The organism is Streptomyces sp. NPDC001858, assembly GCF_053594615.1.
This window is the reverse complement of the sequence record NZ_JBSFEV010000076.1, coordinates 1-21,533: the sequence shown is the minus strand read 5'-3', so window position 1 is coordinate 21,533 and position 21,533 is coordinate 1. Positions and strand designations below refer to the sequence as shown.

General features: G+C 70.0%; 16 protein-coding genes and 5 pseudogenes. 13 read left to right on the top strand and 8 right to left on the bottom strand.

The features are described from left to right. A pseudogene (locus tag ACWCPF_RS44395) lies at positions 1-380 on the bottom strand (hypothetical protein); the annotation flags it as partial. Between the two features lie 77 nt (positions 381-457). On the opposite strand from ACWCPF_RS44395, the pseudogene ACWCPF_RS44390 reads away from it, so the two are divergent. From ACWCPF_RS44390 to arr, 5 genes and pseudogenes are all read left to right on the top strand, one after another. After that, positions 458-746, top strand: a pseudogene (locus ACWCPF_RS44390) (IS630 family transposase); the annotation flags it as partial. A 1,494-nt stretch (positions 747-2,240) separates the two neighbouring features. Beyond that, entirely contained in the window at positions 2,241-3,437 is a 1,197-nt protein-coding gene (locus ACWCPF_RS44385; protein WP_451050849.1) for a M4 family metallopeptidase, read from the top strand. Positions 3,438-3,511: 74 nt separating this feature from the next. Then, a complete protein-coding gene (locus ACWCPF_RS44380; RefSeq protein WP_451050848.1) occupies positions 3,512-3,820 on the top strand; it encodes a protealysin inhibitor emfourin in 309 nt (102 codons plus the stop codon). 180 nt (positions 3,821-4,000) lie between these two features. Further along, positions 4,001-4,731: pseudogene (locus ACWCPF_RS44375) on the top strand (eCIS core domain-containing protein). Positions 4,732-5,464: 733 nt separating this feature from the next. Further along, positions 5,465-5,875, top strand: coding sequence for an NAD(+)--rifampin ADP-ribosyltransferase (gene arr, locus ACWCPF_RS44370; RefSeq protein ID WP_451050847.1), 411 nt, complete (start codon positions 5,465-5,467; stop codon positions 5,873-5,875). Between the two features lie 471 nt (positions 5,876-6,346). Here the strand turns inward: arr and ACWCPF_RS44365 are convergent, their stop codons facing one another. Beyond that, positions 6,347-7,222 carry a LysR family transcriptional regulator gene (locus tag ACWCPF_RS44365; RefSeq protein WP_451050846.1) on the bottom strand — a complete coding sequence of 292 codons (876 nt, stop codon included), beginning with the start codon at positions 7,220-7,222 and terminating at the stop codon, positions 6,347-6,349. A 122-nt stretch (positions 7,223-7,344) separates the two neighbouring features. Here ACWCPF_RS44365 and ACWCPF_RS44360 point away from each other — a divergent pair, with 122 nt between their 5' ends. Then, positions 7,345-8,343 carry an NADP-dependent oxidoreductase gene (locus tag ACWCPF_RS44360; RefSeq protein ID WP_451050845.1) on the top strand — a complete coding sequence of 333 codons (999 nt, stop codon included), beginning with the start codon at positions 7,345-7,347 and terminating at the stop codon, positions 8,341-8,343. A gap of 253 nt (positions 8,344-8,596) precedes the next feature. Here the strand turns inward: ACWCPF_RS44360 and ACWCPF_RS44355 are convergent, their stop codons facing one another. From ACWCPF_RS44355 to ACWCPF_RS44345, 3 genes are all read right to left on the bottom strand, one after another. Continuing rightward, complete coding sequence (locus ACWCPF_RS44355) at positions 8,597-9,931, bottom strand: HEAT repeat domain-containing protein (protein WP_451050844.1); 1,335 nt, start codon at positions 9,929-9,931, stop codon at positions 8,597-8,599. A gap of 144 nt (positions 9,932-10,075) precedes the next feature. Further along, entirely contained in the window at positions 10,076-10,330 is a 255-nt protein-coding gene (locus ACWCPF_RS44350) for a hypothetical protein (RefSeq protein WP_451050843.1), read from the bottom strand. Beyond that, a complete protein-coding gene (locus ACWCPF_RS44345; RefSeq protein ID WP_451050842.1) occupies positions 10,330-14,163 on the bottom strand; it encodes a CHAT domain-containing protein in 3,834 nt (1,277 codons plus the stop codon). The genes ACWCPF_RS44350 and ACWCPF_RS44345 overlap by 1 nt, the downstream gene beginning before the upstream one ends. An 81-nt stretch (positions 14,164-14,244) precedes the next feature. Here ACWCPF_RS44345 and ACWCPF_RS44340 point away from each other — a divergent pair, with 81 nt between their 5' ends. After that, on the top strand, positions 14,245-14,640 hold the full coding sequence (locus tag ACWCPF_RS44340) for a hypothetical protein (RefSeq protein ID WP_451050841.1): 396 nt from the start codon (positions 14,245-14,247) through the stop codon (positions 14,638-14,640). Between the two features lie 10 nt (positions 14,641-14,650). Further along, a complete protein-coding gene (locus tag ACWCPF_RS44335) occupies positions 14,651-15,550 on the top strand; it encodes a hypothetical protein (protein WP_451050840.1) in 900 nt (299 codons plus the stop codon). Between the two features lie 357 nt (positions 15,551-15,907). On the opposite strand, the gene ACWCPF_RS44330 is transcribed toward ACWCPF_RS44335, so the two are convergent. After that, positions 15,908-16,639 (bottom strand): dienelactone hydrolase family protein, encoded by a 732-nt coding sequence (locus ACWCPF_RS44330; protein WP_451050839.1) that lies wholly within the window; start codon positions 16,637-16,639, stop codon positions 15,908-15,910. 285 nt (positions 16,640-16,924) lie between these two features. On the opposite strand from ACWCPF_RS44330, the gene ACWCPF_RS44325 reads away from it, so the two are divergent. Continuing rightward, positions 16,925-18,064 (top strand): lytic polysaccharide monooxygenase auxiliary activity family 9 protein, encoded by a 1,140-nt coding sequence (locus ACWCPF_RS44325; RefSeq protein ID WP_451050838.1) that lies wholly within the window; start codon positions 16,925-16,927, stop codon positions 18,062-18,064. A 269-nt stretch (positions 18,065-18,333) separates the two neighbouring features. On the opposite strand, the gene ACWCPF_RS44320 is transcribed toward ACWCPF_RS44325, so the two are convergent. Continuing rightward, positions 18,334-18,636 (bottom strand): hypothetical protein, encoded by a 303-nt coding sequence (locus ACWCPF_RS44320; RefSeq protein ID WP_451050837.1) that lies wholly within the window; start codon positions 18,634-18,636, stop codon positions 18,334-18,336. Between the two features lie 46 nt (positions 18,637-18,682). On the opposite strand from ACWCPF_RS44320, the gene ACWCPF_RS44315 reads away from it, so the two are divergent. The 3 genes and pseudogenes from ACWCPF_RS44315 (at position 18,683) to ACWCPF_RS44305 (ending at position 20,738) form a co-directional block, all read left to right on the top strand. Next, positions 18,683-18,958, top strand: coding sequence for a hypothetical protein (locus ACWCPF_RS44315; RefSeq protein ID WP_451050836.1), 276 nt, complete (start codon positions 18,683-18,685; stop codon positions 18,956-18,958). A gap of 204 nt (positions 18,959-19,162) precedes the next feature. Then, positions 19,163-19,645, top strand: a pseudogene (locus ACWCPF_RS44310) (IS5 family transposase); the annotation flags it as partial. 181 nt (positions 19,646-19,826) lie between these two features. After that, on the top strand, positions 19,827-20,738 hold the full coding sequence (locus tag ACWCPF_RS44305; RefSeq protein WP_451050835.1) for a MerR family transcriptional regulator: 912 nt from the start codon (positions 19,827-19,829) through the stop codon (positions 20,736-20,738). Between the two features lie 198 nt (positions 20,739-20,936). Here ACWCPF_RS44305 and ACWCPF_RS44300 read toward each other — a convergent pair. Continuing rightward, positions 20,937-21,188 (bottom strand): annotated as a pseudogene (locus ACWCPF_RS44300) (AlbA family DNA-binding domain-containing protein); the annotation flags it as partial. Between the two features lie 30 nt (positions 21,189-21,218). Between ACWCPF_RS44300 and ACWCPF_RS44295 the strand changes: the two are divergent. Continuing rightward, positions 21,219-21,533: hypothetical protein (locus tag ACWCPF_RS44295; protein ID WP_451050834.1), on the top strand; the 315-nt coding region annotated here is incomplete at its 3' end.

Below are 21,533 nucleotides of genomic sequence, written 5' to 3'. Positions count from 1 at the left end.
TGCAGGGCCTCGGTGCGGATGAGCGTCCACGAGAAGTGCCCGCCGACCGTCACGACTGCAGCCCGTGCCCCTTCCCCGTATTCCTCGTACAGGTACGGCAGTTGACGGGCGACGAACGCGCGTGCCTCGGTGTCGGCGCGCTGCTGGAAGCCGACGATGGAGGCCTGGAACTGTGCAAGCCGGTCGGCGACTGTCCGGGAGCGGGCATCGCCGCCGATCGCGGCGAGCACGGCGGCCTGCTGGTCCGCGAGGCGCTGCCAGGCGTCCTCCAGCACCGCGACGACGCACGCAGCCACGGTCTCGGCGTCGCCGGGCGCCAGCGGCAGCGCCAGCGGCAGCAACTCGCACGCCCCTACCGCCACCAGCCGTGGCGGCGCCAACGGGCAGAGTGCAGCGGGGCGATGACGACGGTCTCCCCGCCGTTCGGGTCGACGGGGCCGGTCAAGCCCTCCACGGGATCCGGCTTCGGCCCGGCGAGCGGTTCGCAGCAGGTGAGAAGCCCGCAGTAATCGCGAAGGACCTACGGGTGAGCATGCCGTCGGTGGAACGCTCGTGCCGTGCCTGGCGCGAGGACGGCATCGAGGCCGTGCGCTCTGCCGGTCCGACGAACTCCCCTACCGTCGCCGACGCCCAGTTCGCCGTACTGGAGGAGGAGCTCTGGCCAGGCCGTCGGCGCACGGGTTCGAGGATCAGTGTTGGACTTTGGGCCGAGTCAGACGCTGATCCGTCGGCATCTGCGGGTGAGTTGGGTCGACCCCGGGGCAGCCGAGCGGATCCACCGTGAACGGCCCTCCGACACAGCCCCGCCCTCGGGGGCCTCCCCTCCCCTGCCTGCGTAGAGCCCGAGCACGCTGTACCTGCCCATTCACAGACAAGACCCAAACGAGGCGCGCCCCCTCGGAGAGCCCACGCGGCACGGGGCTTGACGGGTGAGGTCCGACTGCCGTGTCATCATGAAAAGGACAACGACGGCGGGTGACACGATGGCTACAGCGGGACATGACGGGCCCGGCGCCGAGCCCGCAGGCGACGATGCGAGCCCACAGTCCAGCGCTCCGAAACCTCCGCACGAGCACGGCAGTTGGGCTGCAGACCACGTCCCTTTGATCATCCTGGCCCTCATCGTCCTGGCGCTCGGGATCGCGGGCTTGGCATCCAACGACAGCGTCACCTGCCCCGGCGGAGCCACCAACTGCGGCGCCCCCTGACACACGCCACCACACCCCAACAGCAGGTGCCTGACGATCCGGTTGAAGGCAGACGCCGAGCGCCCCGGAGAAAGACCCGCAACCACCCCGACGGCCTGTGCGAGCCGTCTGAAACGCCCTTCGGGAGGCGATCGGGGAGGTTCTCGGCGAGATCCCAGAGAAGGCCGGGGGCTTCACACCACACGTCTCCGTGGCCTACAGCGCCGAAGACGGCCCCGCTGAGCCGATCACGCAGGTCCTCACCGGCGGCCTCAACGTCACGCCGGCACATGCTCGCATCGCCGTTGCCAATGAACCCCCAACAACCGCAGATCAGAAGCCTTGTCAGGCCCACAGACACGGGCTGCGCCTCGATCCTGGCGCCCTCGGTGAGGGCGGGCCAGGCCCGAAACGATGAGCGCGGAGGTGAGCACCGAATTCCGGGTGTGGCCGAACAGCTTGGGCAGGCCGCACGCGTCGCGGACGGGAGCGTACAACGCTGACCAGGCCGCTCCATCGTCCGATCGGAAGGGCCGAGAACCTCGACGGGCGCCCGACGGGAACGAATTCCCGGCGGCGCACGCCAAGGAACGGTGGGGCAGGGAACCGGTTTATCGGCCGCCTGACCTGGACCGGTATGTGAGCGATCAACAGCTGTGCCGGAGGGAGCCCTTTCTTCTGCCTGACCTCTCGGCGTCTGCCGCCCCCCGCCTCTTCTCACGACGACCGGCCGTAGCAGGCGGCGTGGAGTCTGCGCGCGATGTGACGAGCTGACGGCCGATCTGAAACGCGTAGGAGCACGAAATACCGCGGGAGAAGATAGGTGAAAGCGCAAATTTGAGGCCGTGCCGCACCGGGCGGCTTCATGTGGCATCGAGCCCGCGGGGCGTGCAATGATAGATGGGTGAGATACCTCACATCGTGACGCTTCGACGGATGAATTGGCCACCGGCCCGGCAGATCATTCGCATTGGCCGGCCCGGGAGGAATTCCCCCGTCCGGCGCGGACGTACCGCGTGCAGGCTCAGACCCCCCGGATCACGGAGTACCGCAATGAACAGCGAACTTCGACCGAACTGCATAACCCCGCCATATCTGCTCAAAAGAATGCTGAAAAGCGATGACGGAGACGTCCGCCAGGCTGCGCTGAACACCTTGCTCACGACCGCCCACCTGCGGGGCGAGCGATCGGTCCGAGCAGCCTTCCCCGGTGCCGCCACTCCCGGCAACGCTCGTAGGACGATCTACGATTGCCGGAACACCACATCTCTGCCCTTCGCGATTCTGGCGCGGTCCGAAGACGGTCCGGAGTCGCCCGATGCCTCCGCCAACCGGGCATTCGACATGCTCGGCAAGACTCGCGATTTCTTCCAGCAGGTGTACGCCAGGAATTCGATCGACGGACACGGGATGCGTCTGGACGGATACGTCCACTACGACTACGAGTTCGCCAACGCTTTCTGGAACGGGCGCCAAATGGTGTTCGGTGACGGGGACGGTCGCGTCTTCTCCGACCTGACGGGCTCGATTTCCGTGATCACCCATGAACTGGGACACGGGGTGACCGAGCACACCGCGGGACTCGAGTATCACAACCAGTCCGGAGCCTTGAACGAGTCCATGTCGGACGTGTTCGGGGCGATGGTCGAGCAATGGACGCTGGGTCAGACGGCCGAGCAGGCGGACTGGCTGATCGGCCGGGAGGTCTTCACGCCTCACATCGAAGCCGACGCTCTGCGGTCGATGAAGGCCCCCGGGCACGCGTGGAACACCGAGAAGTTCGGAAAGGACCCACAGCCGGACCACATATCCAAGTACGTCAACATGCCGGACACCTACGAGGGGGACTGGGGTGCCGTGCATTACAACTCCGGCATTCCGAACAAGGCGTTCTACCTGACGGCGGCAATCATCGGCGGATACTCGTGGGAGGCTCCCGGACTCATCTGGTACGAGGCTCTCAAGGCGTCCAACAGCGAGACGCGGTTCCAGGAGTTCGCGGACACCACGTACCGGAAGGCCGGAGAGCTGTACGAGGCCGGCGGCACCGAACAGATGGCCGTGCTGAGGGCGTGGCGGGAGGTCGGCATCTCGGTCACCGGGGTCCCGTCCGGGCTCGCGAGGGCGCAGACCCGCACCGTCGGCCAGAACGGGGACCCCCTCGCGGCAGTCAGGGCGCTGACGGTCCAGGTACAGGACTTGAGCCGAGAGGTGGCCTCGCTCAAGGGGCACATACCGACCGGCGGTTGACGTCTCGGCGCCCGGCGGTCGACGCCGGGCGCCGCTGCCGGAACAGCAGGAGCGGTGGATGAGCGAGAGGTGCCATGAGGGTTACTTTGGCGACGTACGGCGGGCTGGCGGCGGTGGTCCGGGCCGGCCTCCCGCCGGACACGGTGGACACCGACGCCCTGCCCGAGAGTGCTGCGGCCGAGTTGTCCCGACTGGTGGCCGCAGCGGTCCCGGCGGCCGAAGGGGACCGGGAGCCCCACGGTCGTGCGCCGGATGCCATGAGCTACTCGATCACCGTCGAGGAGAGCGGCCACTCGTCCGTTCTCGTCCAGTCGGACGCGGACATGTCCCCGGAGTTCGCAGCGTTGCTGCGGTGGCTCAAAGAGCATGCCGCGCGCGAGTGAGACGCGAGTGAGAGAGGAATCGAGACACGCCGTCCGCAGCGGACGGCGGCGTGGCGACGCGGCCCTGACCACCGAGGCGGCCCGATCACGCGTGGCGCGAGTGACGCAAACGCCCTGAGATGGACATGAGTTCACCTGTGTCCACCGTCCAGCGGCCAGCGGCCACGAAGATGACGTGCAGTGTGGGAGGTACCTCGGGTGTCCTCGTTCAAATGCGACCACCGTGTCCCGGCCTCCGCAGCGGGCCAGGGTGAGGCGGGTTTCACGAGGGCGCGGGTATCGGACGGACGTCCTGCAGAGCGCTGTGTACCGGACAGAGGCGTTGTACCCGCAAACGGTGGACGCTTCCTGGACCCCTCGGTGCGGACAGAAATGGGTGGGGCCTTCGGGCACGATTTCAGCGGCGTGCGCGTCCACAGCGGAGGAGAGGCTTCCGAGCTCGCCTGGGCTTGGGAGCACGGGCGTACAGCCTCGGGCGGGACATCGTCGTCGCCCGCGGGGAATCCGTGCACGGCGCTGCGGGCCGGGATCTTCTGGCGCACGAGCTTGCTCCCGTCGTCCAGTACGACGTTTCGGGCTATGCAATCGTCGCACGCCAGGAGAGACCGATCAGCGGACGCCAGGCGGCCACCACCGAATACCGCCATCCAACGGTCTCCCCCACGTGCCGGGCCGCCGCGAACTTCTGGGCGTCGAGCGGTTCCATCAGTCACTCCGGGCCGGACGTCGAACAACCACCCGCCTCTGCCGGGCATCCCCGCTGCCAGCCCTCGGACAGGGTCAGCCGGTCCGGTGCGTCACCCGCATGCCCCACGATCAGCATGTCCAGGCCGCACGAGTCGGACCAAACTACCGGCCTGGCCGCAGAAGCCATGCATCCAGAGGTGCAGCCACGGCATGTGCCGTGGTGAGATCACCGTCATCGTTGGTCATATCGTCCCCGTCGGCAGATTTGAGCCTCGTCGTCCAGCGACCTGCCAGCTCCTCCAGTTCGGCGGAGCTGGCGCTGGCCAACGCCCGGGTCAACCGCTCCGGCAGAGCGAACACTCAACGCCATCGTTCAAGGGGGCGGTGACCCACTCCGGCCACGACCACCCAAGGAGCTGCTCAAGCGGCGGGACCTCGGCCGAGGGCTCTTCGAAGTGCATGTCCCACTCGGCGATGGCGCTGTCTGGCTCAATGAAACGTCAGGTCACAGACTCAAAGGCCCGACTAGGTCCCCGCACGCGCGTCGCAGCGGCCGTCTCATCGTCGGGAGCGAGGAAGAACACTATGTCGTGGGCCATCTCGGCATGATGACAGCTCGCCGTACTGGCACCGGTGACAGGTATCGCGACCAGGTGGCACGTAGCTCGACCTGTCACAGCTACAGAGAATCACCGGCAATACGCTCGCGAACTGTCGTGCTCCATCACAGGCACCGCACCTGACCGAGAGCCGCACTGTTCACATTCAGTTCGATGTGTTGTTCGCGGGGCGGCGAAGTCACTCCATCATGGCCGCCTCCGCCGGCTTGCCAGGATTGCTGTCCCGCGGAAGGCCTTGTCGACGTTGCCCAGCATCTGATGGCTGGTGTGATCACGGCGTTCGAGAGCTGTCCTGGTTCGCTCGCCGTCGCGACAACTTGGTTGATAGCCTGTGGCGATGGGCGAGGCGTTGGACGAGGGGCCGTTCTTTCACGGCACAAAGGCCGAGTTGCGGGTCGGAGATCACCTCACCGCCGGTTTCCGTTCCAACTATCGGCCCGAGATCGTGATGAACCACATCTACTTCACCGCGTTGCGCGACGGCGCGGGGCTCGCCGCCGAACTCGCCGTCGGCGACGCGGCCCCGCGCGTGTATGTCGTCGAACCGACCGGGGAGTTCGAGAACGATCCAAACGTCACCGACAAGAAGCTCCCGGGTAACCCCACTCGCTCCTATCGCAGCAGGGAACCGCTCCGGATCGTTGGCGAGGTCACCGACTGGCCGCGACAGACACCCGAAGCTCTGCAGATGTGGCGAGACCGGCTGGCCGCAATCCGTCTGGACGACCGCGCCGAGATTATTAACTAGAGCTGCGCGCGCCGACCGATCCGAAGGACCACACGGCCCGGATTGCCGCCCACCACGATCTCCCTGGCTGTCTGCCGCAGCGGCTGGAACAGGCTCCGGGGACAAGCACAGACGCGCCGGACCGGAGCGTGCGGCGAAGCCCTCGCCGGGTCCGTCCGCCGAGGGCCACCAGGGCGCCCGCTGGCTTCCAGCGAAGAACACCACGCCAGGAAGTTGATCTATGCGTTGCCGGGCTGCCGCTCGCGACCGGCTGCGCTCCGGAGCTCAGTCCAACGACCACTCCGACCATTACCTGTGTGTCGACCTGGTCGGATCTGAGGCTTCCGTGAAGCTTCGTCGAGACGGCGTGCTTGATCGATGCTCCATAGGGTCGGACGCTGAGCCGGCACAGCCCAACCCCGAGCGATGTCGGCAGATGTGCGACGAACACGGGGCGTGTGAGCACCGCTTGGTGCAGGTCGGTTGGTCCTGTCAGGCTGCCGGAGCGGTCAGGACGGCCTTGGCCGCCAGCCGGAGATTCCTGATCATCGGATTCGGGTCGCCCTTGCGGCTGACCAGGACGACCTGGCTGGGGGGAGCGCCCTCGATCGGGACGGTGACGAGGTTGGGACGCAGTGAGCTGCGCCGATCGCCGACCGGCAGCACGGCGATCGCCCTGCCGCTCGCGACGAGTTCGAGCTTGTCCTCGTAGCTCTCGATCGGCGGCAGGCCGGCCCCGAGGATCCGGTAGGAAGTCCAGTCCGCGGTCTCGAACGCGCAGGGCGCCGCCTCCTCGCCGGCCAGTTCTTCCGCGGTCACCGACGCGCGGTCGGCCAAGGGATGGCCGCGCGGGACCGCGAGCATCCGGGGCTCCTCGTACAGCGGGGTGCTGAACACGTCGCCGGCGGCGAGCGGCAGCGGGGACCGCGTGAAGAGGGCGTCGACGCGCTTGTCGGACAGCGCTCCGACGTCGCGGCAGCTCAGGTACCGGGTGACGATCTCGGCGTCCGGGTGACGGCGGCGCAGTTCCTGTACGGCGGCAGTGATCACCAGGTCTTCGACGTAGCCGATGGCGATTCGTTCGGTCTCGGCTTGTTCACGCACGGCCAGCTCGGCCTGGTGGGCGGCATGCAGCAGGGCTTGGGCCCGGGGGAGGAACCTCTGGCCGGCCGGAGTGAGCCGGGTGCCCTGGGGCACGCGGTCCAGCAGTCGTGCGCCGAGATACTTCTCGAGCCGTTGGATCTGGCGGCTCAGCGCCGGCTGGGCCACGTGCAGTTCGGCGGCGGCCCGGCCGAAGTGCTGGTGCGCCGCCACCACGGTGAAGTAGCGCACCAGCCGCAGTTCCAGGTCCTGTCCGAGATCGTTCACCCTTCCAGCGTATGCGTCATGCCGTTTCGGAATGATCAGGTTGCCGAACCGGTCTTGGACGGCCATGCCGTCCTGGGCCTTGACTGAAGGAACAACGTTTCCCCAGGAAAGCGACGGGCGCGATGAAGGCGATCCAGTTCCACGCAGCGGGCGGGCCGGAAGTCTTGCAGTACGACGAGGTGCCGGTTCCCGAGATAGGCCCGGGCGAGGTGCTCGTCCGGGTGCACGCGGCGGGCATCAACCCGCCGGACTGGTACCTGCGTGAGGGAATGAAGGTCATGCCGGCCGAGATGAGGCCGGCGCTGGAGTTCCCGCTGATCCCCGGAACGGATATGTCGGGCGTGGTCCAGGCGGTCGCTCCGGACGTGCTGGGGTTCGCGGTCGGTGACGAGGTCTTCGGCATGCTGCGGTTCCCCGGCTTCGACGGCCGGACGTACGCCGAGTACGTGGCCGCGCCGGCTTCGGACCTGGCTCACAAGCCGGCCGGTATCGACCACGTGCAGGCGGCCGGGGCGCCGATGGCCGTGCTGACGGCCTGGCAGTATCTGGTCGATCTCGGCCACGACGTGCCGTCTCCCTTCACCGGCCGGGTGCACCAACCGGTGCCGATCACGCCAGGGATGACCGTGCTGGTCAACGGGGCCGCCGGCGGAGTGGGCCACTTCGCGGTGCAGCTGGCGAAATGGAAGGGGGCGCACGTCATCGCGGTGGCCTCGGGTCGGCACGAGCAGTTCCTGCGCAAGCTCGGCGCCGATGAGTTCATCGACTACACCAGAACGCAGGCCGCAGACGTGGTCAGCGGTGTCGACCTGGTCATCGACACCGTCGGTGGCGCGGACAGCTCACGCTTCCTGACCGTGCTCAAGCGGGGCGGCACCATGCTTCCGGTGTTCTTCGCCCAGTACGACCCGGAGGTCACGGCGAGTCTGGGCATCACCGTCTCGAACATTCAGGTGCGTTCCAACGGACCCCAACTCGCCGAGATCGGGAGCCTGTTCGACGAGGGCAGGCTCCAGGTCGGGGTGGACAGCACCTACCCGCTGCCCGAGGCGTGCAGCGCACACACGCGAGCCGCGCAGGGCCACCTGCAAGGCAAGATCGTACTGACGGTCGTCCCGTGATCGTCGAACTCCGGCAGGCGGTGGCGAACCACCCACGCCCTGGACGAGCCGAATGCGCCCGCGGCGGCCAGGCCGGGCAATCAACCGCAAGCCGGTGATGCGCGAACGCGGGATCGCCGGGGCCACAGGCCGAAGGCGCCGCTCGCTGAGTCGGCCCGACGAGCGGGCGCGGCCGGCCCGGATCTGGTGCTCCCCCGAGGGTGGCAACTCAAATCTGCGGCCTATGCCGAACCGCCCGAGCTCGCCCCGTAGTTCATTCTCGCCGGGTACCGCGCACTGTGTCCGCGAGGATCGCGTGGCGGGTGTTGAGAGCGGCGGCGAGGAGGCTTTCGTCCAGTCTCATCTCGGCGTCGCGGGTGGAGTCGTTGACGGGGATGCGGGTACGCCTGTCGATCAGTGCCGTCACGGCCGGCAGCGCGGGGCGGGCGTGGCTGCCCATCCGGGCGAGACCCGCCAGGTAGTACTCGCCGACCGCGTAGTCGGCCAGGTGCGGTGTCATGAGGGCGAGCAGCCGGGACAGTGCGGAGGGACCGGCGTGCCGCAGCCACAGCGGGGCGCACTCCGCCTGTGAGCGGCCGGGGCGGCGGAAGGTCAGGTTGTGCAGCTGGGCCGCCTGCCGGAAGGTCAGCGGGCCGGCGTCCAGCAGGGCCTCGAAGATCTCGGAGGCGTGAGCGAGGCGGGTGATGCCCACGGGCTTGGCGGCGAGGAGCGCAGCGGCGGATGCGCCGTCGTGGGCCGTCGCGGTGGACGGGCTCCGGCGGGCCCTCGGGGACGGTGTGAAGGGGACTTCGGCGAGGAGAGCTCCGTGCGTCCGCATCGCCGCCTCGGAGATCGAGGCTGTCGTGAGGGCCGCACCAAGAGCCGGGGTGATCGTCCGGCCACGGTGCTGGACGAGCAGGGGCAGCAGCTTGACCGGGGCCGCCCGCCAGTCGTGGCAGGCCTCGCGGGCCAGGTCGGCGCCGATGTCCCGGGTGGCGGGGTCGGCGAGGAGGCGGGCCACGAGGGCGTATGTGTCGTGCTCGCGCCTCAGTCCGTACAGGGTCTGGCCCCAGATGTGCCCGATGTCCTCCAGGTGGTGCGTGGCTTCCCGGACGTCGTCGAGGAGTGCGGCGTCCAGGGAGCGCCATCGCGTGGGTGGCGCTGTCCGCAGCGTCTCCAGGTGGGCGAGGAAGCGGACCGACGCGAGGTGGTCATCCGTCAGGTGGGCGGCGGTCGGGCCGAGTGCCCTGGCCAGGACGGTGCGCACGACGGGATCGGTGAGTTCGCCGAGGGCCGCGAGAACCGGGCCGGGCTGCCCGCAGTAGCCGAAGAGGCACGCGGCTCGGCGCCGTACCTCGTCGTCGGGGTCACTGAGCCGGGCCACTGCGGCGTTGACGGCCTCTGGCCAGGGCCGTTCGCGGGCCAGGCCGTGGAGGAGGTCCAAGGCCTCTCGGCGCACGAAGGGGGTGTCGGCGTGGGCGAGTCGGAGCAGCCGGGTGGCGACGGGGCCGGTGCGGTCGGCGCGTATCGTCTCGAAGAGCGCGCTGCGGGAAGGGTGGGCGGGTGTCGTGGCGGTGCCGTCGGCCACGGCCTCGTCCGGCCACGTCATCGGGTGGGGCGGAGGCCGCCCTTCCGTGCTGGAGCTGCGATCATGCGGCCGATCATCCCACACGACACAAGGGCTCGGGCAGGGCGTTTTTGCAGGCCGAGCGCAGTAGTACTTGGTGAAGCTCGCCAACAAGGCCAGGAGCGCTCACTCGCCCGGTGAGCGCGAGACCCGGCGAGCCGAGCGCTCGATGTCGATCCAGGTGATCGCCGGCTGCATCTCCGGTGTGGGGCTCGGCCGGTCGCCAGGCGGGCGACCTCGTCCTCGCCATTGCCCGGGCAGCACGGGCAGCACGGGCAGCACGGGCAGCACGGGCAGCACGGGCACGCCGTGGCGGCGAGCGTCGGCGACGACGACCCGCCGGGGCCGCATGCCCCGGTCGTGCTCCGGATGACGAGTCATCAGGGCCCCGCGTGTACCTGGCACGCCCAGAGGCTGGGCGTCTGGGGATAGGTGTCGCGCAGGGTACGTACGGCGCGGTGCAGGGCCTCGGCCGTGCGGGCGACGTCGAGTGCGCCGTCGCCCCTGTTCAGGGTGTCGTACACGCTGAGCGCGACTTCCGCCCCGATCACGTCGTCGACATGCCACAGGGAGCCCACGACATGGGGGAATCCGGCCATCTGGAAGGCGCTGACGATGTGGACGGCCTCGTCGGCGAGTTCGGGGCTGGTGCGCAGAGTGTCGCAGGCGGACAGGTAGGCGAGCCGGACCGACGGCAGCCGCAGTCGGGCCAGGTCCCTGACGGTCAGCGGGCGTTCGGTGTGGTCGTGCAGGACGAGCCGGCTGCCGGAGGCGTGCTCCAGGTCGCCCAGGGCGTGGCAGGCGAAGTGGGCGTAGGCGTGGCGGGGCAGGGCCGAGACGACCGCGGAGTGGGTGGCAGAGGCGTCAGCCAGCAGCGTGGCTTCGGGGAGCAGGCGGGCCAGGCGGTCGGCCTCACGGCGCGCGCCGGGGAGCGGGGCCCGGCCGGTGGCCTGCGCGACGCTGACCACGAGGGTTCCGGTGCCCGCCGGGCGGGCGGCGCGTCGGCGGGCGTGGTGCAGGGCACGCAGGGTCGGCGTGTACGAGGAGACCACGCGGTCCAGGGCGCCCGGAGCGGCGCCTGCGGGGGCCGCCGCGTGCAGGGGCAGCGTGCCCAGGAGGCCGGCGGGCGACCACCACACGCGGGTTGCCGCGGCGAGGCGGTCGAGGACCGGGCCGGTGACCGCCTGCCACAGCCAGGCGAGGGTTTCCCGTACGTCCTGCTGCGCGCGCTGAGACTGCTTCCGGGAGGTTCCGGGTGTCTCGATGCGGATCAGCGCGTCCTGGAAGGTCTGCCGACGTGTTGCCGTCGTCCGTGGGTCGAGGCCCGGGAGCGGTACGGCGTCGATGGAGTGCGCGGTGACGACCAGGGCGTGGCTGCCGTACGGGGAGACGTTGACCAGGACCACCGGGCCCGCGGCGGCCGTCGCGCACAGTTCGTCCTCGTCCCAGTCCCGCACCGGACGCAGCAGGCCCAGTTCGGGGTGCTCGGCGCGGATCCGGGCGGTGAGGTCGCGCCATTCGGCGGCCAGTCGCTGCCGTACGTCGGCGCGGGCGTCGTCGGGGCCGGGCGATCCCTCTTCCAGGAACCCCTGGCTGTCGGTCGCCGTGTCAAGAGCCTCCCGGAGTTCTTCGAAGCGGTCGGCGAGGCCGGGGGCACTCTCCCGGAGCCGGGTCAGATCGCTGTCGGCGTCGAAGGCGTGGGAGAGGATCACGCCCCTGGCCTGTTCGAGCAGACCGACCGCGAGCCCGGGCCGGCCGCACCGCACCGCGCAGGCAGCGGCGGCGGAGCCCAGCCCGACGGTACGGCTGAGCAGGAGCTCCTGGTCGTCGCGGACGAGATGGCGGGGTGCCACGGACTGCAGCAGGTCGACCGCCACGACGTAGCCGTCCAGGGCGCCGTTCCAGTCACCCAGTTCCGCCCGGACGTCGCCCCAGGTCCGTGCGGCGTCCAGGCGCAGGGCGGGCGGGCACTGCTGCTCCAGGGCCGCTTCCTGGAAGCGCTCGGCCGCTTCGACCAGATCGGCCCGGCGGCGACGGCGGCGGGACCCCACATGGCGCAGGACGTGGCCGAGGCTTGCCAGGCGCTGTGTGCGCTTGGGGTGGCCGGGCGGGGTGGCCTCGACCGCCCGGCGGTACAGCGCGACCACGTCGTCCCGGCCGGCCGACGACAGCACGGCGCGGGGGCTCAGGAGCCGTGCGCGCGCGGCCACCGTGACGGCACCGGGCAGGTAGGGGGAGTTCGGGGGCAGCGCCTCGATCACCGCGTCGGTCAACTCACGGGCCTCGCGGGCCTCGCCGATCCGCATCGTCATCGTCATCGTCGTCGTCGTCGACATCGAGACGCGGGTCACCAGGGCGGTGGCGAGGTTGTGACGGCGTTGGGGCAGCTTCGGGTCGCCCTCCGGGGTGAGGGCGAGCGCCTCCCTCAGGAGCCGTACCGCCTCGTCGAGTCGGGCGACGGGGTCGGGGACCCGCTCGACGCCCGCCATGAGGCTGAGCCCGGTCGAGCCCAGCAGTGCCGCCCGGTGCGCCGGGCCCATGCCGGGCAGTTCGAAGGCCCGTCGCCGGCACTCCTGGGTCTCCCGCAGGTCGTCGCCGTCTTCGGTCAGCAGATGCCGCAGATTCAACGCGGCGCCGAGGTTGAGCAGCCGCAGTCCGAGCGACCCGTGCCCCTCCCGGGTGAGTGTCACCGACTCCCGATGAGCCAGCACTGCCGCGTTCAACTCCTCCGGCATTCCCGAGCGTTGATAGCAGGCGATCAGCACCAGGCCAAGGTGGTCGAGCGCCGCGGGACGGTCCGGGTGGCCCGGCGGCATGAGCGTCTCGGCGTGCCGCAGGTGGCGCAGCGCCTCGTCCAGATCCGCCCCGTTCGCCTTCGGGTTGCGTAGATAGCGGTTGTACAGGGCCATGGCGGGAGCGACGAGTGGCAGTTGCGGACCGTCCGTGGCCTCCGCGGCCTCCGCGGCCTCCGCGGCCTCCGTGGCCTCCGCGGAGGCCACGGAGCGGTCGGCGAGATCGAGCGCCGCGTCCAGATCGGCCTGGGAGCCGGTCGCGACCGAGCGGGCGCGCCGAGCGTTGCCCAGTGCGCTGAGCAGGGCGGCGGTCTCTCCCGGACTCCCTGCCGCCCGCAACGCCTCCGTGAACACAGCGATCGCCTCGTCCAGATCCGCCACGCGGCCGGTGTGGTGAAACCTGAAGACGAGCGCCATGCCCAGGTCGTGGCCTGCCGCCGCGGATCCCTTCGGATGGCCGACGACGGCCCGGCGGCACACGTCCACCGCCTCGTCGCACTCCTCGGGCGTCGCCCCCTCCACCTGCCGCAACGACACCAGCGCTGTCCCCAGGGCGCTCAAGCAATGGGGCAGATGCGGGTCGCCGGGCGGCAGCTGGGCCAGTACGTCCCGCACGATGCCCACCGCCATGTGCAGGTCCTCGGCATCGTACGAGTCCAGGTAGCGGTCGAGAAGCCGGCGGCCCAGACCGTAGAGAACGACGGGCCGTTCGGGGGAGTCGGCCGGGATCCGTTTGAGGGCGCCGTGCACGAACCGGACCGGATCCGCGTCCGCCAGGTCCCCGAACGGCCAGGTAGTCCCCGCGAGGGTCACCATGCCGGTCACACCTCTGAGCCGGCTCGGGAACCAGGGGTCGTACTCCGGCGTCGCGAGGACGGCGAGGCTGCCGAGCCCGATCGAGGCGGCGAACTGGGCGTCGCGCGAGGGTGCCAGGGTGGCCATCAGCACAGCCGTCTCGTGGAGCCGGCGGTCGGCCTCGGAGGCGTCCGGCGGCAGGTCGTGCTGCCGTCCCTCGACCACGATCCCGAGCGCGTCGACCAAGGCCGCCCACGCGTCGGGACCGTCGATGTTCGCCGGGTCGGGGTGCATGGCGGGATCGTTGGACGCGTAGCCCGCCGCCAACTCCGGTGGCACCAGCCCCGGAGCGGCGACCCACACCGGGTAGAGCAGTGTCCCGGCCATGCACCCGTGGACGGCGCCGCCAGCTCCCGGGTCGGCCATCGCTCGGGCGAAGCAGAGCCAGCCGGCCGCGTGCCGGGCCTCCATGTCGGTCTTCGTGTCGCAGGTCCGTAGCAGTCCCCGGAGTTCGGCATCCGCGAAGGGACCGAACACCACGTCCGCGTCCACACCCCCGTCCGCCGTCTCGGCCCGGCCGAGGCGCACGCGAACCGCCTGAAGGAACCACTCCCGGTCGTACCTCATGTCTTCGCTCCCCCCGGCCGCCGCCGCCGACGGCGCGTCGACTCACCCTCAACTCTGCCTGTTCTACGGCACACTTGGGCCATGGCCGCATCTCCCGACTTCCCCTCACCCGACCGCAGGGCGGCAGCGGCGCTGTGCGCGCTGCTCGGCTCGCCGGAGGATCTGCGGCTGCCAGAGGTCCGGGAGACGGCCGGGCGGGCACGGGACTTGCTGCGGTCAGGCGCGGGCTCCGACGAACTCGCCGCCTGCTTCCGTGCCCTGGACATGCTGCTGCGCCGGACCGGGGACGCACGCGGGCTGGTCAACGAGTCCCGGGGCGGGGAGGTCCCCGGCATCACACCCCACATCAAGGTGGCCCTATGCCCGGGACCGGCCCGGTGCACCCGCGTCGAACGGGCCCGCGACCTGCTCCCTGCCCCGCACTGCGCCGTCAACGGCACCCGCATGCGCAAGGGCCGACTGGGCCCCGCACAGTGACCCCGCCCGCATGAACCCTCTCCTCGCCACCCTGGGCGGCAAACTCACCGAACGCTGGCTGAACCTGCTGGTCCTCCCCGGCGCCCTCTTCCTCGCCGCCACGGCCGTCGGCACCACCCTGGGCCATCGCCACTGGAACGACGTCGACCGGCTGCGCACCACCCTGGACGACCTCGCCGCCCGCCCCGTCCTCGACCGCACCGGGACCGCCGCACTCCTGGTCGCCCTCGTCCTGCTGACCGCGACCGCGGCCTCGCTCGCCGCGCAGTTCCTCGGCGGCGTGATCGAGCGGTACTGGTTGCGCTTCGCCCGTGACCCGCTGTCGCACGCCCTCGTCGACCGGCGCAGGCGGAAGTGGGAGCACCATGAACAGGAGCTCGACGCGGCCTACGCCGCCGCTCGCACCGATGCCGAAGGCGGCGACGTCGCGCAGCTCCAGGCCCTCACCGACGCCCGCAACCGCGTAGCGCTGCGTAAACCGACCCGCCCCACCTGGTACGGCGACCGTATGCAGGCGACGGCGGACCGCGTAGAGGCCGCCTACGGCGTGGACCTCGCCGCTCTCTGGCCCCGCCTGTGGCTGATCCTCCCCGAACCCGCCGTACGCCACATCCAGTCGGCGCACGACTCCTTCAGCGCCGCCGCCCGCCTTGCCGCCTGGGCCGTTGGCTACGCCCTGCTCGCCTGCTGGTGGTGGCCGGCCACGCTGGTCGCCGTCGGCTGCGCGGCGGTCGCCCGCTCCCGCGCCCGCGACGCCCTGGACGCGCTCGCCGGGCTCATCGAGGCCGCCGTCGACGTCCATGGCCTGGAACTGGCCGGGCGGGTCGGCCTGATCGGGACGGACTCGGCGGGACCGCTCGCCCATGAGGCGGGAGACCGGATGTCGGAACTGTTCAGGAAGGCCGAGTGAGGGCGCGGGCGAGATCTGTGACCGCAGGCCCAGGTACTTCTGTGGCCGCAGGCCCAGGTACCTCTGTGGCCGCAGGCCCAGGTACCTCTGTGGCCCCGGGCCCGGATCAGCGCACTCGCGGTCCGTGATCTGCCGAGGACGGCTACGGAGCCTGCCAAACCTGTCCTAGCCGGCCACCACTGGTCGCGGAGAGCCAGTACCGCGTCAGGCAACGTTCGTCCTGGCGGTGTCCTTGCAGGCACCGCAACGGCTACGTGTCCGAACTCGACCTTCGTCGGCCACTCCGGCCAGTGCGCGCTGAACGCTCCCATCGGGAACGGATCCCGATCGGCGCGTCACGGAGTACGGGCGGCGGTGTCAGCCAAGGTGCCGGGCGAAGAACCGCAGCGTGCTGTCCATCTCGAATGCCGGGACCTCACCGTGCTGGCCGGGGTTGGCGTGCAGCGTCTTCTCGGTCGAGGCGAAGGCGTCGAACAGTGCCAGGCTCTGGGCCCGTGGCACTCGCTCATCGTCCCACTGCACGAGGAACTCCACCGGGACGGTGATCCGCGCGGCGGTCTCGGACGACACCTCGGCACCACCCAGGCCCAGCACAGCCGCCCGGACCCGGGACTCGGCGGCGACAAGCGGGACACCGATCACGCAGCCCAGCGACACACCCCAGTACCCGACTGGTCCCATGCCGACATGACTGAGCTTCTGGACCGCGGTCAGGACTGTCTGCCACTCCGGCACGATCTGGCGGACGACGAGCGCCTGGAAGCCGGCGATCAGCGGGGCCAGTTCCTCACCGGTGTCGAGCCGGGCCTCGTACTCGGTCGCGATCCGGGTGAACTCCTCATGTTCCGGCCGGTCACCGTGGCTGGGCGCATCGACCGCGACCACGGCGAAGCCGTACTCGGCCACGAAACGGCGCGCACGGTCCACGATGCCGGGGGCCCGCTTGTTCTGACCGCCGCCGTGCCCCATTGCGATCAGCGGGCGGGTCCCGTCGGCGCCTCGTGGAGTCCACAGAACGCCAGGGATGTCGCCGAGGAGAAAGGTCTGTTCGACGACGCCGTCGGACGACGTCTCAGAGGTAAAGCGCATAGCGTTTCGGGCCTTTCGGAGTGCCTGCTGCGGGCTCTCTCCAGTGTGCTGCGCCGTACATCACGAGTAAGTTGCCAGGGCGGCATCAAGCAAGGTTCGCCCCGCTGCCGGCGTGGTCGGTACCGTCGAGGTGGAGTAGCGCAGAGGCTCTCTACTGCCCGACCTGACACGTCACCCGTTGGGGCTAAGCCGGGTGGCTTCAGGGGGCCGAAGGTGAGGGACTGGAGAGCACCCTTCCGTCCTCTGCCAGCTCTTCGCTGCCCTCAAAAACCGAGGTGATTGCGGGTGACCCCCGACTCCAGTACTCCCATCAACGGCGACTACCACGACCCGAAGGACCTCACGGCCGCCACGACCTACCGGACCGACGGCTCCGATGTCCTCCACGGCATCTCCCTGCGCTGGACCACCGGAGGCAACTCCGGCGGTGACACCACCCCGCCGGACTGGGACGACGGCCGCGCTCCGTACCCGCACGAGTACGAGGTGCGGCTCAACGGACAGCCCGCCCAGACCCTCTATCTGGACTGGCCGACCTGGTGGGGCGGCTGGAAGCTCGCCGCCAATCACTGGGTCACTCTGGGAACGGATCCGGACGACACCTACCGGGTCAGCATCCGGGCCCGGCGCGCCGACGGCAGCTGGAGCCCGTTCTCCGAGGAGTGCACCGTGCCCGGCCGGTCCGACGACCCGTACCAGCCGATCCCCGTCACGATGTCCGACGACCGCGGCGAAGACGTCGCGCAGCCCATGCACGGCAACATGGCCGACCCGCCGGGCCGCTCCCTGCTCGCCCTGAAGTCAGCGGAGGGCGGCGGCGGCCACGCCTGCACGAGCGCCTTCTGCGACCAGGTCCGTGCGGCCTGCGCTCCGGACGTCTGGTGGTCGGAAGTCGTCCCCGGCAAGGAGCGGATGTGCGCGGACTACCCGTGGAACCGGCACGGCCACTACCTGGAGTACCGGAAGTTCAGCACCGGCAGCGACGTCGGCAAGGTGGCCTCCGCGGGCAACCCCCGCTTCGCCGGCCTGGACCTCGTGGGCGACTGGCCCACCACCACCCTCGACGCCGACGCCCAGGACCTCACCTTCTCCTACGAGCACACCGCCAACCACCTCGGACCGACGTGGACGTACCAGTTCTTCGTCACCAGGGACGGCTGGAACGCCTCGGTCCCGCTGTCCTGGGCCGACCTGGAGCCGACTCCGTTCATGGTGGTCGTCCACGGCCGCGACCCCGAACGGGCATGGACCACGGCGGCGCTGGCCGGACGCAAGAGGGGCCGCCACGCGATCGTGAACATCTGGGGCGGGCACGGCGGCGTCTGCACCACCGGCAACCCAGAGAGGTGCTGCGACCACGTCGACCAGGAGCAGCAGATGACCGGTGAGTTCTTCGTGTCCGTCTCGGACGTCGTTTTCGAGTGATCTGACCGGGAGCCGCCCTCTGCCCGGTTTCGGCACGGCGGGCATGCCGTGACGTGCGGGAACCGGCGGGCCTGGAACCGGACCCGATCACGCTCGCACTCTCACTCTCGCTCGCGGACCCGCCCCGGCGCCACGCCGGGGCGGGCCGCACACAGTGACACCCCACATCTCGAAGCCGACAGCCCGTGACCGCGTGCTCGTCGTCTTCAACGGCCTGGGCGGCATCGGCAGGACGACCCTGTCCCGGACGCCGCCCCTCCCAGCGGGGCTCACCGGGCCGGCCGGCCAGCCGACAGTTGGTGCCCGTACGCATCGACCTCGCGCGCTCTGTCGGCACCGACTTCGAACAGCTCGCGCTGACCATCCGGGCCGCCCTCACCAAGGAGTCCGCGCCCGCCGACGTCGCCCAGGCGCTCATGCTGCCTGGCGCCATCGGCTCGGCCGTCGGCGAAGTCACCGGTGCCCTCGTAGGTGCGCTGCGGGAACGCCGCCAGACCGTCCGGGCCGTCGGCGACCGCGCCCGGCGCGTGGACCTGCTCGAGGCCGAACATCTCCGCCGCAGAACTCGGCATGACACCGAGTGTGCCGACCCCCAAAAGCTCCCCGCTGACACTCACCTTGACCGCCGCGCCAGGCAGCAACGACAACAACCTGAGCTGGTACGGCCTCGGCCCGTCGGCGCCGGAGCAGGCGGGCGGCTACCGGATCAACCACTGGAACCGGGACACCTCTGCGTACGAAACCGTCGCCGAAGTCACCAGTGGCGTCTCGGAGTTCATCGACACGGGCGCGCAGCGCGGCACCACCGCCTTCTACCGGGTGACGGCTCTCGCCACAGACTGCACCGAGACCATCCCCGCCGGCGACTACGTGATCACCGCTCCCATGCATTGACCACCACGGCAGCACTGCACTGCCATGGGAGCGCTCGCCCACAACACCCTCGCTCGGGGCGGTAGGTGCTCGTCGGGGACCGGTCAGGGCCCGGTCCCCACTCCACGACGACCCCCAGTCCACCAGGGCGTCCGGGACCGGCGGAGCAGAACGACGCGGCCCGGCGCCTAGTGAGCGGCGAACGCCTGCGCCCTGAAGACCATGGACCATGGACTGGGCAGGTCGCGAGGCGGGTTCACCACGAAGATCCATCTGGCGTGTGAGCAGGGACAGAAGCCGTTGTCGCTGCTGATCACCGCCGGACAGCGCGGTGGCAGTCCGCACTTCGAGCCGGTCCTGAACGCGATCGGGGTGCCCCGGCCTGGTGTCGGCCGGCCGAGAAGCCGCCCGCTGCGGGTGCGAGGCGATAAGGCGTACTCATCACGCGCAAATCGCGCCTGCCTGCGCAGACGTGGCATCAGGTGCACGATTCCAGAGCCGGACGATCAGGTCCGCAACCGCAGGCGCCGCGGACGTGGCGGTGGCCGTCCGCCCTTCTTCGACCGCGAGGACTACAAGGCCCGGCACGCGGTCGAATGCGGGATCAGCCGTCTCGAGCAGCACCGGGCCGTGGCAACCCGGTTCGACAGACTTGCGGTTCGGTTCGAGGCGACGGTTCAGGTCGCGGCGATTCATCAGTGGCTGTGAACCCTCAGCCTGCCGGCGTGCGGATGCCCCGGCAGGAAAGGACGGACCTGCTGTCGGCGTACGGAGGAAGGGCGCGTTTCCTGGCATGGGCGCGGAGCGGTGTGTAGGGGGTTGCACCTTCCGTAGCGGCATGTGGTCCCGTGGACTTACGTCCCGATCCCTTGAGGAAAGGTCCTTGCTCATGCATTCGTCTTTCATGCCACCCCGCCAGGTCAAGATCGGTGACGCGGCGGCCTTCGCCGGCACCACGCCACGGGCGATTCGCCATTACCACGAGATCGGCCTGCTCCCCGAGCCGGAGCGGGGCGGCGATGACCGCCGCCGCTACGGGTACGAGGACATGATCCGCCTGCTGTGGATTCGCAGGATGGCCGACGCCGGGATCGCCCTGGACGACATCCGTGACGCCTTTGCCACCGGCACGGCTTCCGCCGGTGCGGACAGCGGAGACGGTATCGCGGGCATCCTGGAGCGGTTGGAGGAAACCCTTGCCGAGCAGGAGGCGGAATTGCGGCGGCAGCGGACCGCCGTGCAGCGGATGCGCACCGAAGGCAGCCGGATGGGCCTGCTCTCCGGCTTCGTCACCGAACGCCTCAAGAGCCTGCCCGAGGGCTCCCTGCGTCAGGCGGACCTGGACAGTCTGCTGGTCACTGAGCGGATCTTCGGCCCGCTCGGCGCGGCAGTCCAGGCCACCCGCTTCGTCGTCCTGGCCACGCATCCCGCTCTGCGGGAGGATTCCGACCGCATCGATGACGCCGAGGAGGCGCTCGATGACAGCGTCGCCGTCGATGATCCACGGGTGGTTCAAGTGGCTGTCGAGCGGCACGCCTTCGAAAGCGCCCTGCAGGCCGTCATCGAGGAGTCCGGCCTGGACAAGGACGACGATGCCCTCTTCGACGCCTGGGAAACTTTGCACTCTGCCACCGCCGATGACGGCGAGGACGGGGCCGACCTCAGCTCTGACAGGCGGGAGGCTGACTCCATGAGCCCGTTCGAAGCCACCGGCAAGATGCCCTACGACTTCTCCCCAGCCCGCCTGCGCTGTATGGAACTGGCCGAAGAACTCTCCGCCCAAGACCCACCCGCTACCTAAAACACGGCCTAGTCGATCGATCAACTGGCCTTCCCGCTTTGCCAGATCCTCGAACCGGTCCTGGAAGCCGGCGAAGCGCTCCCGGTACTCCGCTGCCACCTGTGGTTCCACCAGACCCTTGTCGACCTTGACGGCGTGCGGCGCCATGGGGTTGCGTGGCAGACGATGAGGACCGGGCGCCTGAGGCTTTTCCACCGCGATCACGTCGATGACCGGCGTCGGGTGGACCAGCTCTGAGACGATCTGCCGGATCCGGTCCTGCTCGGCATCGTCGAGGGCCACCTCGGGAGCTGCGGTGGCCCGCGCCTGGTTGTCTTCCGCGATCCCGAGGACCAGGACGCCGCCGCTCGTGTTCGCGAGTGCCGCCACGTCACCCGCGAGGTCGCGCTTGGCTTTGTCGGGGCGGCCGCCGCGCTCCGCGTTGAAGTCCAGGTCGTGGGACTCGGTCACGGTCTTCGTGGCGAGCGTGGTGACCTGAGCATGGGAAACAGCGTCCAGTCGGGCTCCGAAGATGCCTTCAAGCCGACGCGAGGGATGTGCGACCACGTGCCCGTCCGATCCTGCCGGATTTGGCCGCAGGTGCCACAGGAATTGATCGGGGGCCTCGGTCGGGTGAAGTTCGCCGGATCGCAGAACCTGCGGGGTCGCTGTCGCATCGTGCCAGGCATGAGGCAGATCAATGTCGCGCATGTGGCAAGGCTGGGTCTGGCTGTCGTGGAGGTCGCGGCCGCGGCAGCGGCCCCGCAGGTTCTGCGATCCGGCGAACTTCACCCGACCGAGGCCCCCGATCAATTC